This is a genomic window from Pedobacter sp. 01N310 (assembly GCF_056399805.1).
Map to the genome: position 1 here is coordinate 504,730 of NZ_JBFTSB010000001.1, position 17,280 is coordinate 522,009.

At 39.0% G+C, this 17,280-nt stretch carries 6 protein-coding genes; all 6 read left to right on the forward strand.

Annotation, left to right across the window (positions count from 1 at the left end; translation table 11 throughout):
- Positions 1–2: 2 nt before the first annotated feature.
- The 6 genes from AC1DNH_RS01775 to AC1DNH_RS01800 are packed head-to-tail and all read left to right on the forward strand — an operon-like array spanning position 3 to position 17,279.
- Complete coding sequence (locus AC1DNH_RS01775; protein WP_477625107.1) at positions 3–3,089, forward strand: hypothetical protein; 3,087 nt, start codon at positions 3–5, stop codon at positions 3,087–3,089.
- The gene (locus AC1DNH_RS01780) at positions 3,090–7,040 is read left to right on the forward strand and encodes a hypothetical protein (protein ID WP_477625108.1); all 3,951 of its coding nucleotides are present in this window, start codon (positions 3,090–3,092) and stop codon (positions 7,038–7,040) included.
- An 11-nt stretch (positions 7,041–7,051) separates the two neighbouring features.
- Entirely contained in the window at positions 7,052–10,720 is a 3,669-nt protein-coding gene (locus AC1DNH_RS01785) for a hypothetical protein (protein WP_477607849.1), read from the forward strand.
- Positions 10,721–10,732: 12 nt separating this feature from the next.
- Positions 10,733–12,220: a contractile injection system tape measure protein gene (locus tag AC1DNH_RS01790; protein WP_477581082.1), complete on the forward strand. Its 1,488-nt coding sequence runs from the start codon at positions 10,733–10,735 to the stop codon at positions 12,218–12,220.
- A complete protein-coding gene (locus AC1DNH_RS01795; protein ID WP_477607851.1) occupies positions 12,187–13,569 on the forward strand; it encodes an ATP-binding protein in 1,383 nt (460 codons plus the stop codon). Before AC1DNH_RS01790 ends, AC1DNH_RS01795 begins: the two co-directional genes overlap by 34 nt.
- Positions 13,570–13,571: 2 nt before the next feature.
- Positions 13,572–17,279, forward strand: a complete 3,708-nt coding sequence (locus AC1DNH_RS01800; protein ID WP_477581078.1) for an eCIS core domain-containing protein — start codon at positions 13,572–13,574, stop codon at positions 17,277–17,279.
- The last annotated feature ends 1 nt before the right edge of the window (position 17,280 follow it).

Consider the following 17,280-nt stretch of genomic DNA (forward strand, 5'->3'; position numbering starts at 1 on the left):
AAATGAGCACCAATTGCAATAAAAATACTGCACCAAGAAACGGAACAAGCCGTTTAAACCGCTTGCCAAAAGCTTTGGATGCATCTTTTGTTGCCATTGATGAAAGAAGTAAAGCAAGCCTTTATCAATTTTGCGATAATTTGGCGGCTTATATTAACCATTACTATTTTGATGGAACAGAGAAAAAGACAGATTGGCAAAGTGTTTTTAATATCAGTGAAATTAATGAGGATGGCACCTCAGAACCACATTTGGCACTTTTCGATTCTTTTTTGGATTTATACGCCATTGCTCAAAAAGACCTCAATCAGTTTACAGGCAAACATTTAGATTATTTTTTTGAAACCGTTTTAGGCTTCGAAAAAAAGGCAGCCGAGCCCGATAAAGTATATTTGATTGTAGAATTGGCGAAACACATTTCTCAATACATATTAAACGATAAAACTGAGTTTAAAGCAGGCAAAAACAGTAAAAAACAAGAACAGTTTTACAAGCTGTTATCTTCTTTCAGCTTTAGCCATACACAGGTAGCGAGTATTAAATCTATTTTGGTTGATCAAGCTGAAAAAACTAAAATTTATGCTTCACCAATCGCAAATTCTGGCGATGGCAATGGAGGAGAGTTGGCCAATCAGGATGGAAGCTGGGATACTTTTGGCAACACCGATCGAAATAAAGCTAATATTGGTTTTGCCATAAGTTCTCCACTGTTTAGAATGGCCGAAGGCAAACGTAAAATAACACTTACCTTTTCTTATCGTGCGCCTTATCTGGCAGCGCCGGTAATTAAGCCCGAAAATTTTAAGGCCAGTATTACCGCAGAAAAAGGGTGGACAGCGGTAGACATTACTGCTGTATCATTAACGAGTACCAGTGTGCTCGAAATTGTGCTCTTTGCTGATGAAAGCAAACCTAAATTGATCGATTATAGTCAAAAACTTCATATAGAAGATTTCAGAACCGCTTTTCCGGTATTGAAGATAGAAATACTATCAACCCCAAATATTTATGCCAGCCTAACCTTTGCTTCAATAGATAATGTGGTCATTAAAACGGATGTACAGGGGGTGAAAAATCTATTTGTACAGAACAGTTTAGGTAAACTCGATGCTGCTAAACCTATGGAAATTTTTGGTCCGATTCCCAGTATTGGCGCTAATTTTTATATAGGCAGCAAAGAGGTTTTTCAGCATGATCTCAGTAGTTTAAAGCTAAATTTTGAATATTTAGGCCTACCTACCGTTCCTTTTGTTACATATTACGACCTTTACACCAATTTGGCTAATGCTAGTAATGGCCGTGATGCAACCAAATATGTTAATAATAGTGATTATAAAGCAGAAGTTTCCTTTCTCTTACATCGCAATTGGATAAATGCTACATCGGCAGAGGTTTCACTTTTTAGTGCAGCAGATACAGTTGCACCCAATGCACAGTTCTCTACAGATTTAAATATACCAGATACTTTCGATGCAGATTATAATACCGAAGTAAATGATGCTTATAACCTTGAGACCGAACGGGGCTATCTAAAACTTAAATTTACCAAAGGTACATTTGGCCAGGCCGATTATCAACTGGTATTTAGTACAGCGGTAATTGGTAAAACCACGGTGCCTAAATTGCCCAATCCTCCATATTTGCCACTTATCCAGAATTTAACGATCGATTATAGCTGCGCAGCCACCATAAATCTTTCGGTAGCGGGCGATGTTAAGTCAACTTACGATAACCGCATCCACAGGTTTTATTTTGTTGAGCCTTTCGGCCTTGCCGAAGCACATCCCTTTACGCATGGGTCTGTATCGTTACTTCCTACTAAATCCAATGATGCTGAGTTATACATTGGCCTAAGCGATGCAATTGTTCCGCAAAATTTAAGTTTATTGTTACAGGTTAGTGAGGGTAGCGCCGATCCCGATTTTGATAAAGCAGTGGTAACATGGGCCTATCTTCAACATAACATCTGGAAAGAATTTAAAAACATAGAGATTTTAAGGGAACAGACAAACGGATTGTTAACAACAGGCATAGTTACCTTAAATATTCCTAAAACCGTAAATACCGATAATACTGTATTGCCGACTGGTCTGTTGTGGCTAAGGGCTTCGGTAATAAGCAATGCAGCGGCAGTGTGCGATATTATCTCCATTACTGCTCAAGCCAGTGAGGCTCAATTTTCTGTTTATGATGATGTTGTACCCGAAAAAATAGCCATCGAAGCAGGGGTGATTGCCAAGCTAAAAGAACCCGATAGCGCCGTGAAAAAGGTAGTTCAACCTTATGGCTCATTTGATGGGAAGGCAATAGAAAGCGGTAATGAATATTATTTAAGGGTTAGCGAAATTTTACGGCACAAAAGGAGATCCATCACCCTGTGGGATTACGAGCGTCTTATTTTGGCCCAATTCCCGAATGTGTACACGGCAAAATGCATTAACCACACTTTTTACAATGGGAATGTAAGCAGTTATAATTCTTTATCGCCCGGCCAGGTAACTATTATTGCCGTGCCCGATATTTCGATCAGCAATGCGCCAAATCCATTAAAGCCAAAAGTTTCTAAAAATACATTAGAACAGATTAAAACTTATTTGGCCAAAACCAATTCGGTATTCGCAAAATTGAATGTTCAAAATCCAATATTTGAAGAAATCAAGCTTCATTTTCACCTCAAACTCCGTGATGGATACGAAGAAAATATTTATCTGCCGAAACTTAAAACGCAGCTTAAATCACTGTTGGCCCCTTGGACAAGCAACGCTGCTACGCAGATGGAATTTGGGGGTAAAATAGAAAAATCGACCATTATCTATCAGCTCGAAAAGTTAGACTATGTAGATTATATCACCTGCGTTAAAATGTATCTGTTTAGGCCAGTGGGTTTAGAAGACATATCAACAAAAGATTTAGAAACAGCAGAAACCGCTACAGCGGCAAGTATTTTAACGGCCTACCCCGAGCATAGCATCATCAATATTAATGATATCCCGGGAATCAATAATCCGGATTGTGAATGTGCCGATTGCAATGACAACGCAATAACAGACAGTAAATTTATTCCAATTAACGAATGCGGTTGTAATTAAATGAGCGATTTAAAAACCATATCGAAAAATAATCCGCAACAGGATAGCATGCAGTTTGATAAACTACGTGAAATTGGTATAAACCGTATTCAGGCTTTAAGTAAAAGCAATTGGAGCGATTATAATCTTCACGATCCGGGAGTAACAACGCTCGAAACACTTTGTTATGCCATAACAGATTTAGGTTACCGCTTGACCTTCGATATGCAGGATTTACTGGCCAGTGATCCTAATTCTGCCGATGCTGATATCGATTTCCGTAATTTTTTTACCGCAAGGCAAATATTGCACAACGCTCCCGTTACCATTAAAGATTTTCGAAAACTCTTAATGGACGTAGCGGTACAGGCAGGGACAGAAACTTTGGGGATAAAAAATGCCTGGGTAATTCCTGCTGATGATGCTGAAATGAAACTTTATGTAAATCAGTTACAGCAGAAATTAGACTATTTCCCGACCGCTACTGATGGAACCGGATTTTTTGTTAAAGGACTTTATAATTTTCTGATCGAATTTGATCAGTCGGTAAACTATGGCGATTTAAATTCCAATTCCATTTCTGCCATATACGTCATCAATAATTTTGCCCCCGATCCATTATTAGAGGGGGTAGAAATAAAGGTAGAAATTCATTTTCCACGCTGGGACGATTTAAGTATCGATTTTAACGACGATGCTGCAATAATTGCGAAAATTAAAAGCCTGAAAATAGAGGTCGATGAATTGCCTGACGATTATAAATTAATTGATAGCAACGATGCAGATCACACAGTTACCCTTGCAGGTACTAAGACAGTTGCCGAAGTTCCTATTGCTCTTGTAGGCCTTGATGCAATTGATGCCGATTTAAACTACTTCATTTTTAATGCGCCCAATGGATTATTACAAACCTACAAACGCAAAATAGGTGTAATAAAAAACATTATAAAAAAGGCTGAAGATAGGTTGAATGATAACCGGCCACTTTGCGAAGATTATTTAAATACCAGAGCACTCAAAGTAGAAGAAATTGCCATTTGTGGCGATATAGAAATAGATCCTTTTGCTGATGCCGCAAGCGTTGCCGCCGAAATTTATTTTCAAATTGCACAGTTTCTATCACCTGATGTATATTTCTACAGCTTGCCCGATATGAAAAACAAAGGAAAAGCTACCGAAGATATTTTTGATGGCCCGGCTTTAGAACATGGTTTTATCGATGACGATGAACTTAACGCTTCCGAACAAAAATGTACCATCCATGTAAGCGATCTGATCAGGATTATCATGGATGTTAAAATTGATGGCAAACAGGTTGTTCAATCGGTTAGCGGCTTGCAATTGGCCAACTTTCCAGAGGATAATGTACTTAATATATCAAAGAAAAGTGTTAAATGGTGTCTTTCTTTAGCGATTGATCAATTTTATGTACCCCGCTTATCCACTAATCTTTCTAATTTATCGTTCTACAAACACAACCTTCCATTTTCGTTTGATAAAGATGAAATGGAAGCAAAATATAAAGCGCTTTTTGCTCAGTCGAGGAAACGTTATCCAGAAAATCCAATTTTAGATAATGCATTTCCAGTGGGCGACTGGAGAGAAATTACTGATTATACCTCGATACAACAAGATTTTCCACTGGTTTATGGTGTAGGTTCTGAAGGGATCCCTAATTTGCCAACTACTGATGATGAAAGAAATCTTCGGATAACCCAGGCCAAACAGTTTAAAGGTTTCTTGTCGTTTTTTGATCAGTTGTTATATGGTTATCTTCAACAGGTTAATGGTTTAAAAGCACTGTTTAGCTTAAACCAGGAACTGGATGAATTTGGTCAGCCTTTGTTGAATAAAACGTACTTCAGCGAACCCTTAAAAGCAACTGGGGGTAATGTAGATATTGTGCCCAATGCAACTGAACAAAGAATATTTATTGATGGTTATGCGGAACATTTGCAGGGAATTACTGAAAGTAAAACCGATTTTGAAAAACGTAAAAACCGCTTTCTAGATCACCTTTTGGCCCGCTTTTGCGAGCAGTTTAGCGATTATGCTTTAATTGCCTACACCATTGACGGTCAAAGGGCTGGAGCAGAACTGATAAAAGATAAATTGTCGTTTTTAAATGCCTATCCGGAAATTAGTAGCAATAGAGGTAAGGCATTTAATTACCACAATGAATTTACCTGGTTTTATAAAAATGTTTCAGGCTACGAAAAAAGGGTAAGCCTACTGTTGGGGATAGATGCTAAAAGAGTAGAAGATTTACATTTTTCGAAAGCGTTTAGAATCTTACCAGTGTCTACAACCTGGAATATCGAAACCAAGGTATTAACCAAAGTTCTTTTTGAGCGGGTTGGTAATTTTACAGATGTACTGGCTGCTAAATCTGCTATGGAAGAATTGATTAGCGCTGCAGTACATATCAATAACTATAAAATTGTGGCAGGTAGTGTTGCCGGTAAATACCAGGTTTTGCTTTTGGCCGATTTAATTCAGGAAAAGGTTATTGCAAAAAGTAAAAACACTACATTAACCTTATCTACTGCCAATTCATTAATTAATAGTCACATCGATTTATGTACCAAAGAGTTATGTGATCAGGTTTTGTCGAGCCGTAAGAACTTAACACCCCCGATTTTAAATTACTTCGAAGTGCTTTCGCATACAGTTAACAATACCACAACACCATTTCTTCATAAAATTGAGTATCAATTATTTGATAAACCTGTTGAAGATGCTGGTAGAAAAGTAATACTAACCGGCGAAATTGAAGGGGCAGAAGTTAAAGGAATTGACGCCGCCGAAACAATGACGGATACCGAAATGAGTTTGATCTGGAAATTAATCAGATTTGCTGCCGACGAAGATTATTACCGCTGCGAACCGCAAAATGTAACCGTTTACACTCCCAATTACCATTTCGAAGTATTCGATATTTATGATAACATAATTGGTATAGATAAAGGGAAAAATTACAATTATCCATTGGCCGAAATCATTGAAGACAGCACCGCTTCACCGATAGTTAAGATTGTTGATTCGCTGTCCAATAATGGTACCTATTCCGTAAACAATACCGTGGCATTGGGGCCAAACATCAAGGTAGAAATTAATGAAACACTCCCTAATAATTATCCTGATGGAAAATTAAGTTTTACCGAAACATTTAACGCTTACCTATACGAAAATGGCCGTAAGCTAACCATAACCGGAACCGATTTGACTGATAGATTGCGAATCGGCGATACTATGAGCTTAATCAAGCCTTCGGCAGCTTTAATCGATTTTCGGATACTAACCATCAGCTTTGCTGATAATAAAACAACCATTATTTCGGATATAGAACTAGATTTTTTAGTAGCACCCAAAGTTACCTATACCAAGTTATTTGCAATTAAAAACGTTACGCCAAAAACAATCGTAATCAGGGCTGGGATGGAAAAACTGGCCATTTCGGATATGGTTGCTTTTTTTAATAAGACATTCATTGATAGAGAAGGTATCCACTTGATTGAACATATCCTGTTAAGGCCAAAAAAACGCGATTTTGATAAACTATTAAACATTCATACCGATGTAGATTGTGTACAGTGCAAAATTGCCGATACCTATAGTTTTGTAATGACAGCCGTGTTGCCCTATTGGCCCGACCGTTTCCGCGATCGAAACTTTAGAACTTTTATTGAGAAAACATTGAGGGAAGAATGCCCCGCGCATGTTGTACTCAATGTGTGTTGGATAAATCCTTTGCAAATGGGGCAATTCGAAAAAGCGTATAAAAATTGGCTCATTCAAATCAATACCACAAGTACTGGCGATGCCGAAAGAGTTAAGGCACTTAAAAATTTTATAGAAATAATACAAGGTTTAAGGAGTGTTTATCCATCCGGAAAGTTGCACAGCTGCAACGAAAACGAAGTGCAGAAAAACCCACTCATTCTAAATCAAACTAACATTGGCATTTTTTAATTAATCTAGCTATGGAACTCATTAATAAAACAACGGTTTTTGAAGAAAACCAGGTACTTACGGCAGGTCAGCTTAATACCATGCAACAGTTCTTGTTTCAGGAAAGCAGATTAACCAGGATTAGATTGATTGGAAGAGGGATCGTTTGTGGCTTACATGCAACTTTTGGCGTAAATACCGTTCATATCTCAAAAGGGGTAGGCGTTACCTCCTGGGGCTTTCTGATTTCACTGGGCGAATGCGATTTAACACATTTTAAACCATATACTCCGCCAGATGGATTAGATTATAAATATTTTAATAAAGCTCCGCTTTTAGAATTGGTTACTGCAGAAAATGCAGCTGCGGTGGCGGCCACACCAATTAATGCGTCATTAATTTTAAGCGATTATGTGGTTGTGCTGTTTTTAGAATCAGCAGCAAGGGATCTTAAAAGCTGCTTGGGTAAAAGCTGCGATGATTTAGGTAAAGAAAATACCTTCACCGTGCGTAAGTTATTGATCAAAATAACCGATCTCATCGATATTAATAGTTTTAATAAAAATAAAGGCGGAGCGATGTATCCCGCGCTCTATAATTTAGAAACAATCGAATATCCACGGGCATTAATTACATCAATTGCAGCAGCTAATTACGCTGCTTTAATTAATACCTATTTGAGTCCGGTTGCAGCCATATTAGAAAAACTCACCAAACAATTAGGCATTATCTATAAAGAATTGCCTGCATTGGTGCGTCATTTTCCGGGAGTCGATTTTGATAACATCCGATCGATGTGGGAGGCGAAATTGATAGAACTCTCCGCTCAATACCTAAGCGGAAAGGCTTACGGATTTCAATATGTGTACGATGCTTTTGAGGATATCATAAAATCGTACGAAGAATTACGCTGCATAGCCATGCATCTACATAGCGTTTGTTTACCCAATGAAGATGCCTTTCCAATGCATTTGATGTTGGGGACTAAGGCTTGTCCTCCCTCCATTTACCGTCAGGAATTTGAATATTCACCTTTATTTAATGAGTATAAAGACTGGAGCAAAAAACTGGTTTCGGTTTTTGGAAGAACCTTGACCATGTTAAACGGTTATTATGATTCCTTAACCGAAAAAGGCGAAAGGGGCATTTTAGCCACACCAAGCAAAGAAAAGTGGCAAAACATTGGCAAGCGGGCTTTCCCAATTTATTTCGATCCCAATATCGATGAATTTGAAAAGTACTGGAACGAATCTTTATGTCTTGGCTGCGATAATGGTAAACCGCTCAGTTATCACTATCAAATGCCTGCAAACCTGCAGCAGTATGGTATGAGCAAGTTAGAAGCACCACTACTGTATAATTTAACCGATACCAGCTTTTTTAGAATGGAAGGCCATTTAGCTATGCCAGAAGATACAGCCGTTTTGCAGTACAAAAAACTACAACGCCGGTTTAACCTGCCCTTTAAGGTCCGTTCTATTTTTATGGGCGAAGGAGGAACCGTGAAAACGATATGCCGCTATCCTGATCTCGATTCGCAATATTTGGTATGGCGCAATGTAATGTTATATTATCTCAATAACCTGATCAAATACAGTACCCTGGCTGAAAAAATGATAGCCCGGTTTGATGATGTAAAAGATGCAGCTAAAGATGCCGTGAGCGGTGTAAATGTTAAAAAAGAAGCTACAGCGCATACAAATGCAGCTGGAAAGGAAACTTTCAGTGATTCAGGCGTTAATACTGAGAAAAAATCTATATTCAGCAATATAAACACCGCTTTTATTAAAGCTGGTATGGTTAACGAACGCATCAACCAGGCCAATTATAGCAAAATAAATAATAGTAAAGGCAGACTGGAACAAACACCCGACGATCTGCAGCGTGAAGTATTGCACCTGGTTGCCCGTTTCAACGATAACATCGAGGAGTTAATTGCTACGCTTACTTTAGAATTTTCTGATTTTGATGAAAACCGTTTTAAAACAGTGTATACAGATTTAATTGTAACCTACGTAAGTGGGATGAAGCTCATGGTCAAAATCATTAATAACGATGGCAATGTAGAGCTAATGGCTTACCTCATGGCCGCCACCTTGTTACATAGAGGCTTAAATGTGTTGATGATCAGGCCTTATATCAATATAGGTACTTTAACTGATATTCGGTCGCAAAGGAATAAAAGCCTGTCTACCAATATCTCATTTTATGATTATATCCGCAAAGCAGGAGCTGTAGAACATTTGGCAGGCGTAAATAAAGGCAATACCCTGTTATTATTGTACCATACAGGCAAAGAAATCGAATACCAAACCATTGGAAAAGCGCCTGAGGCTTTGCCGGTAACGCATAAAGAAGCAGAGGTGGCGGAGCTTGTAACAGCCGAAAAGGCAATTAAAGCCAATTACGAATTAAAGTCTTCAGAAATAAGAGCTCGTATAAAAGAACGTGAAAATGAACTGACCCAAACTGAACTTCAGTTAAAAAAGACTTTAGAAAGTAGGAAGGCCGAAATAAATAAGCGTAAGGTCTTAACAGACGATGAAATCAAGAAAGAAGAATCTCTCTTAAAAACTGAGCTGGAAACAAAAACAAGAGAACTCAAGTCAACAGAAGGTGATGCCGTTAAAAGCGAAGCGATTGAAAAGGAATACAAAGAAAGAATAGTTTTACTACGGAAAAATACAGAATCGGATAAAACAAAAGAGATCAACGAACTAACGAAAAAAATAAAATCTGAATTGGCAGAAAAGCAGAAAAGTGGTGCTGAAGAAATAGAAAAAGCCAGGAAAGAAGAAACTGATGCACAGAAAGAGTACGAAACCCATTTAGCGGCGCTTCATGAAAAGCGTAAGGCGGTAGAAAAAGGAACAAAAGAGAAAGAGTTAGAAGAGATCGTAGTAATAGGTACAAAGAAAAACAAAGGTAAATACTTAAGTGGATTCGAAGCAAAGTTTAATGAACATTATGATAAACTGGTTGAAGAAATAGGCAAACAGGGTTTAGAGAATATCGCATCAAATGTAATTGCCGATTTTACCCTTTACGAAGACGACAGTTGCTGCGAGTGCGATGTGAAAGATTACCGCAATAAAGAACTTACACCGTTGGTGGTGCCAATTTCGCGTTTTGTAGTATATAATCAAAGTAGAATAAACACAGCCAAAATACAGGTGCTCAATAATTTATATCACCCTAGTGATTACAAGGTTATTGTTAAAAGTGATCCTGGTTTAGGTTCAGTAACCTTTGAAGAAGAAATTTACGAGCCTAAACCAAATCTGAAAAAACAGATTTTGGTTTACAGCCTTGATCCGAAAAAGGTGGCAGAAAATAGCCGGGCAATGAAATCTATTATTGCTGTTGATGAACTTGAATATGCCGTAATTGAAAGAGAAACTGGCGAAGAGGTAGGAGCAGCTAAAATTACGTTCTTTATTGGTATGGGCAGAATTCAGGAAGAAACCCATTTAATAAAGGGTAGAGTTGCTTTCGCGCAATCTTACAAGATAGAGGTTTTTGACGAAAAGGGTAGTCAAATTATGTATTCACAAACACCAAATGGTGAAAATTACAGTATAACCGTAGCACCAGGTAATTATTTAATGAGGGTTACCTCAGTAGTATATGGCCTTCAAGAAAGACAAACGAGTGTAAAAGACGCCGATGTAACCGAAAACTTTGAGTTTGGAAAAAACTAATGGTTTAAGAACATGAACAAACACCTCATCCAATCGCAAAAAATGTTGCTCACTGTTGATAATCAACAGGATTGGGAAAAGGTGCAGGCAGAAATCGGCCATTTCTGTAAAACCAGATTGCCGGAAATCTTCAATACCATTTTCGATGAATTTGCCATAAATAATACCATTCGCATCGATAAATTAGAGATCGATTTGGGTAATTTATCTTTAGATAAGTTGATTCAAAATGTTGAAGAACAAATCATTACTCAAGTCTATGGCTATTTTAAAAATCACAATTTTAATAAAGTAAATACTGGTGTTGTTCTAGATGAGAAACTCGGTTTGTTTCTTGAAAATCTGAAGTTTCATCCTGAAACACTTTTAAAACACAACCCAGGTTTATCCGCTAATAGTGGAACTGTTGCTAATGAGTATGAATCGTTGACTTTATATTGTCAAACAGGCTTAAAGCCCTGGTGGTTACCTTCTGAAATTGTTTTTAACCCTTCTGAAATTTTATTGAGGCTTTTCAATATTGATCGAAATCTTTTCTGTCAATTTATTGTAGCGTTAAAGCACAATTCTAGTAGTTATAGCAGATTAATCCAGCTCATTAGCAGGCAGTCATTTTTTTATCATTACCTTCAGTTTAAAACAGATATTATCCTCTTAAAGTATTTTGAACCAAATATTAAGCATGATTTATTTAATGTTATACTTAAGTATTGGCTTGATGGTTTAAAGCAGGATGAACACTTACTGGATACTGAAGATTTCGGGCTTTGGCTTTTCTCGCTGGTGCAGCATATGCCATCATTGAAACCGGCTTTAATAGATAGTATTAAGTTAAGTATCGCTGCCGTTCAGCTCAAAAAAGAAAAGTTGGTACTTCAACGTTTTAATAAATTACTAGCAGCCATTACAAGCAGTAAAGGATTGCCCAAACCTGAATTAATCAGAGAAGAGGAAGTAAGTAAAACGGTGAAAGTAAAGCAAACTAAAGTACTGGATAATGCATCTATCCTAATCGAAAATGCAGGTCTGATTATTTTGTATCCATATTTTAAAAATTTGTTTAATGTTTTGCAATTGCTTAATGCCAATCAGTTTATTGATGAAACGTGTAGACACAAGGCAATAGTGTATTTGCATTATTTGGTTTATAACGAAATGCCTGAAGATGAAAGCAGGTTAATTTTTAATAAAATATTGTGTGGGGCAGATCCGGAAGTGGTAATCAAGCTCAACGAGATCGCATTCACTGAAGAAGAATTAAAGCAGAGTACCGAATTAAAAGCAACGGTGATCAAACATTGGACAAAATTAGGTTCCACTTCGATAGAAGGATTAACCCAAACATTTTTAATGCGGAATGGAAGTTTAATTTTTCGGGAGGGCAATTATAATTTACATGTAGAAAGAAAAGGATTGGATGTTTTGTTAGACACTTTACCCTGGTCATTATCCATAATACGCTTACCATGGAACAATTATTTGATAAATCTGAACTGGTAAACACCACGCTTTTGCGGGGAAACGCAGATGCACTTTTGGCCGAGTTAAACTGGTTTGAAAAAGTGCTGCAGTTACGTAGTGCAATAAATGCAGGTAGTGTTGCTACAGGTACAAGCATTTTTACTGTACAACCGCCAGATTTAAGCGGTTTTGATTCTACTTACACCAGGTTTTTAACTCAGCACCAACTTAAGTTTGCTGATCGGTTTTTGCTTTTTTTGGCAATGGTGAGTCAGATAAAACCCCAATGTTTAGATATATTTTTGGTTACTAATCCACAAACCGGACAGATATTTACCGAATTTGGAGGTAAAAAGGGAAATGTATTCAGTGGCTTTTTACCTACGGCAGAAACATTTTTGTTTTTATTGGCATCTGATAACTTAATGTTGCGCTTTGATTTATTAAAACTATTTGATGCCAGAAACCCACTTTTTGCTTTAAATGTTTTGGAATACGAGCCACTTCCGCCAGGCGAGCCCATTTCGAGCATTCCCTTACACATTAATAAAAACTGGTTCGAAGAGTTTACTACTGGTGAAAGGAGTAAACCCCGTTTCTCGGTCGATTTTCCAGCTCATTTAATCGAAACCAATATGGAATATAGTGATTTGGTTTTACCTGAGCACACTATAGAACATTTAGAATTGTTAAATTCCTGGTTAACACACAACGTTACCATGATGAATGATTTGGGTTTGAAACATAAATTAAAGCCAGGTTTTAGAACGCTTTTTTACGGACAGGCCGGAACAGGAAAATCATTAGCTGCAGCCGTTTTGGGTAAAAAACACAATTTACCCGTTTACCGCATCGATTTAAGTAGAGTGGTTAGTAAATACATTGGCGAAACAGGTAAAAACTTGGCAAAGGTTTTTGATGCAGCTGAAAATCAGGGATGGATACTATTTTTTGATGAAGCAGATGCCCTTTTTGGAAAACGTACAAATGTAAGTGATGCCAGAGATAAGTATGCCAACCAAGAAACAAGCTATTTGTTGCAAAGGATCGAGGATCATAATGGTTTGGTAATACTGGCCAGTAATTTTAAACAGAATATCGATCAGGCATTTTTACGCCGATTTCAATCTGTTATAGAATTCCCTATGCCTCAGGTAAATCAGCGGGCTATCCTTTGGGAGCAAGGGTTTTCTCCGTTTACCAAGCTGGAAGAAAAAGTAAATTTAAATGAAATTGCCCAAAAATTCGAACTTACAGGAGGCGTAATCATTAATGTGGTGCAGTATGCAACCATGCAGATGCTTAAAGATGGAGGCAAAGAAATAAGGCAAAAAGATATTATAGAAGGCATTAAACGTGAATTAAAGAAATCAGGACGAACATTGTAACAATGAGTACTGCATTGGCATATGGAAATTCTCAAGCTAAGTCTGTTACACATAGCAGGCCTGGGACTGGTTGTGTTCAGGCTAAACTAAAAGTGGGTGCCGTAAACGATCCACAAGAGAAAGAGGCTGATCAAGTGGCCGAAAGGGTGATGCGAATGCCGTCTAATACAGGTTTTGCAATGTCGGGTTTTGGTACGGCTACTTCAGGGATGAGTGTGCAACGTAAATGTTCTAGCTGTGAACAGGAGAAAAAAGTATCGCGTAAAGAAACGGCAGTGATGAGAACCCTTGCCAGACCTTCAATACAACGCAAGTGTGCCAGTTGTGAAAACGAAAAGAAAGTATCGAGAAAGGAAAAGCCTAAAGCAATAGCGCCACCTAAGTTGCAACGTAAATGTGCCAGTTGCGAACATGAGGAGCAAGCATCGCGTAAAGAACAAGAGATTGATGAACCTAAATTACAGCGTAAATGCGCCAGCTGCGAAAATGAAGAAAAATTATCCCGTAAAGCCGAAGTACTTAAAGAAATAGATCAACCAGAAGTATTGCAAGCCAAATCGGAATCGGCTTCTGCTGCTGGAGGCAGTGCACCATCAAGTGTGCAATCTGGTATTGCCGCTACAAGGGGTGGTGGAACTACTTTGCCTGGGCATGTTAGTCGCGATTTGGGCAGTAAAATGGGAGGCGATTTTTCGGGAGTAAGGATTCATGATACTTCCCACGCTGCTAAAATGAACGATAGCATTAATGCCAGGGCATTCACAGTTGGCAATAATATTTATTTTAATAAAGGCGAGTATAACCCAAATTCGCAGAGCGGAAAATTTTTGTTGGCACATGAGTTAACGCATACCATGCAGCAAGGGGCATCCCCAGAAATACAAAGATATAGCTGGGATGAGTTTGCCAATGATGTAGCTGGAGGAGTTGATACTGTAGGTGAAGGATTGAGTGATGCGGCTGGTGCTGTTGGAGATGCCGCAAGTGCTGTAGGTGGAGCTGTATCTGATGCGGCAGGTGCCGTTTACGATGCAGGTGTAGATGCAGTAGATTGGCTTGCAACCCAAGCGGGACAGGCGGCACAGGCATTGGCCGATGCTTTAGGTGTGGATGTAAGGATAACCACCAGTGGTTTAGAAATCGATATTCCTGGAGGTTGTCCGTTGGATGGCCATAGTCAGCAGTTTACGTTAGATGCTATGGACCAGGATTTTATGATCCCAATTTTTGCCATGCCAATCGCTCCAGATGTTTTCATTTCGGGCGAAGTAGGGCTTACGGGTAGTATTACACCAGAAGTTCAGGTACAGATAGGGCCAATTTGTTTTGACCCGACACATATTTTAATCAATCCTTTAACCAGCAACTACAGTATTAGCGGTGGTATTAGCATTACAAGCGCTTTATCATTAGGTGCAGAATTACGGGGTGGAATAAAAGGCGAGCTTAGCTTAAGCGGCATTATACCAGTTGGTCCTGTGCCCGTACCAGTAAGTATTCCGCTCTTAAGTGCCGAAGGTGGCCCAGCTGTATTTGTTAGGGCTATTGGCATGCAAACCACACACATTGGTGGCTCATTATCATATGGTGGAGGTACCATTACGGCCAGTCCTGATATAGATCTGGATTTTGGAATTGCTGCCGATCTATTTGCTGGAGCTTATGCTCAACTGAGCGTGCTTGGTTTTAATCTTTGCCGGATTTACTGGCAACCATACGAATGGCATGGTGATGCAGCAGCCTCACTTGGTTTATCGGGTAGCATTAGCGGTGTGCCTGGTCATGGCATTACGGGGGTAAGTGTGGCTACGCCAACAATTACGGGAATTCCTTTTGACAATGCCGCATTGGCTATTGATCGTAGCCAGGGCTTTACAGATGATTGCCCACTTATAAGTGGCTTATGTGCCATTTTAAGCACTTTAGGTTACCTGCCATCTCAAAATGGTGGTAGCTGGGATTGGAATGCAACCGGTGCTCCTGGAAGTGGCTCTTTTGGTCCTGGGCCGAGATTGGCAGGACCGATAGAAGCTTATCAAAAAGTGCCAGGAACTGCCAGCAAGGCTGAATGCAGAGGTGCTTGTGGGGTAAATTGTGATACCTGCGAACATTTGGGTACCATAACAATTTTTGATCCCGCTACCGGAACTTTCTGGCAATATGATGATTTTCAGGATTGCAATACACATGATGGCTGCAGAGAACACGATGCCGGTTTTGATTGGGCTGCTGATGTTAAAGGGGAAACCGGTAACTGGGCCATGATTTTACCTTGGCACATGGCCGCAAATATTGAATGTGCTTGTAATAACCTGGCCGGAAATTGCCCGGCGTGGGCATTTGGCTTGCCACCTTACGATGGGAAAATGTACTTTGCCACATTTGCAAAACCATTGCCTTCGGCAGGACCTGGAGTAGGCCCAAATAATGAGGTAGGTCTAGATTTTTACCACTATAGCGTTAGCCCACCATCAGGCGATTTTGCTGCAGGAGGTGAGCGCTGGACAGATTATAAAACAGATTGCCAGGCTGAGGCACAGGCCGCAACGGGTGTGCCTGATGATTTAAAATATATCTCAACTTTGCCTGATTCGGTAGCAGATACTTACATTGACCGTGGCAATTTTACTGTCAGACCAAGAATGTCGGTGGTGCATGGTGTAATGTACCCATATTACCATTACAGAAACCATACCGTAATTCCGGTTGGAACCTACACCACCGCTGCGTTATCCGTGTTTTCGCCAACTTGCGATTCCCCATTCGGCTATAACGATGATACCTGGTATGATAGAACCGAACCTTTTGATGATGTAAATAATGAGCATCATTTAGTCTTTATAAGGGGTGCCGAAGGGAATCGGATAGAAATGATGGCCAGTGAGCCAATTACTATAGAGAAATTTTTACAGGATATTATTGATACAACTTCTGATACAGATCCAAAACATATTCAGGCCGTTACCGCACAAAATTTATACCGTACGGGCGTAGCACCAAATCTGCAAAAATTAAATACCATTAAAGTTGATGACAATACGGGTAGAGCAATAGATCCAAGTAAACAAGCAGATTTGGAAAAATACGCTAATGATTTTTGGACAAACTCTATCGCTTTAACTACTATTTTAAGGTCGTTAATAGGAAGAGAAAATTTATCAGATGCTCGAGATCGTTATGCCTTAGAAGGTTTGGCTGGCACCTATGGAAGTGTACCAATACCAAAAGGAGATCAAATGACAGGCGATCACCAACCTCAGGCGGCGGCACTCATTTATTCGGCGGCGCAACCTTATTTCCCGCCAAGTAATCCGATAAAAGATGTTTTAGACGGCAGCCATGCACCTTCAGCCTATGTAATCAATTTACACAAATATAGGCATGAAGCTGGTAGAACTTTTGGACATAAAAGTAATCCGATTTTGAAAGCCTTTACGGCTGCTGTTGATACCATAAGGCACGATAAAACTAAAACTCCTAAACAAAAACGGTCGGATAATGTAGATCTATTGAAAAAAGAATTGGGTGCAGATGTTCAGGCAATGAGGGGAGTGGTTAATCAGGCAGAAAGCCACGATAACTGGAAAGATTTGGGTGAGGTAGGTTTTACAGGTACCGATAAAACCGATTTATATAACGAATTAAAAACGCGTATTTTACAAGGTGAACAAGCTATGTTAGCTCAAAATTTAGATCGATATAAAACATAAG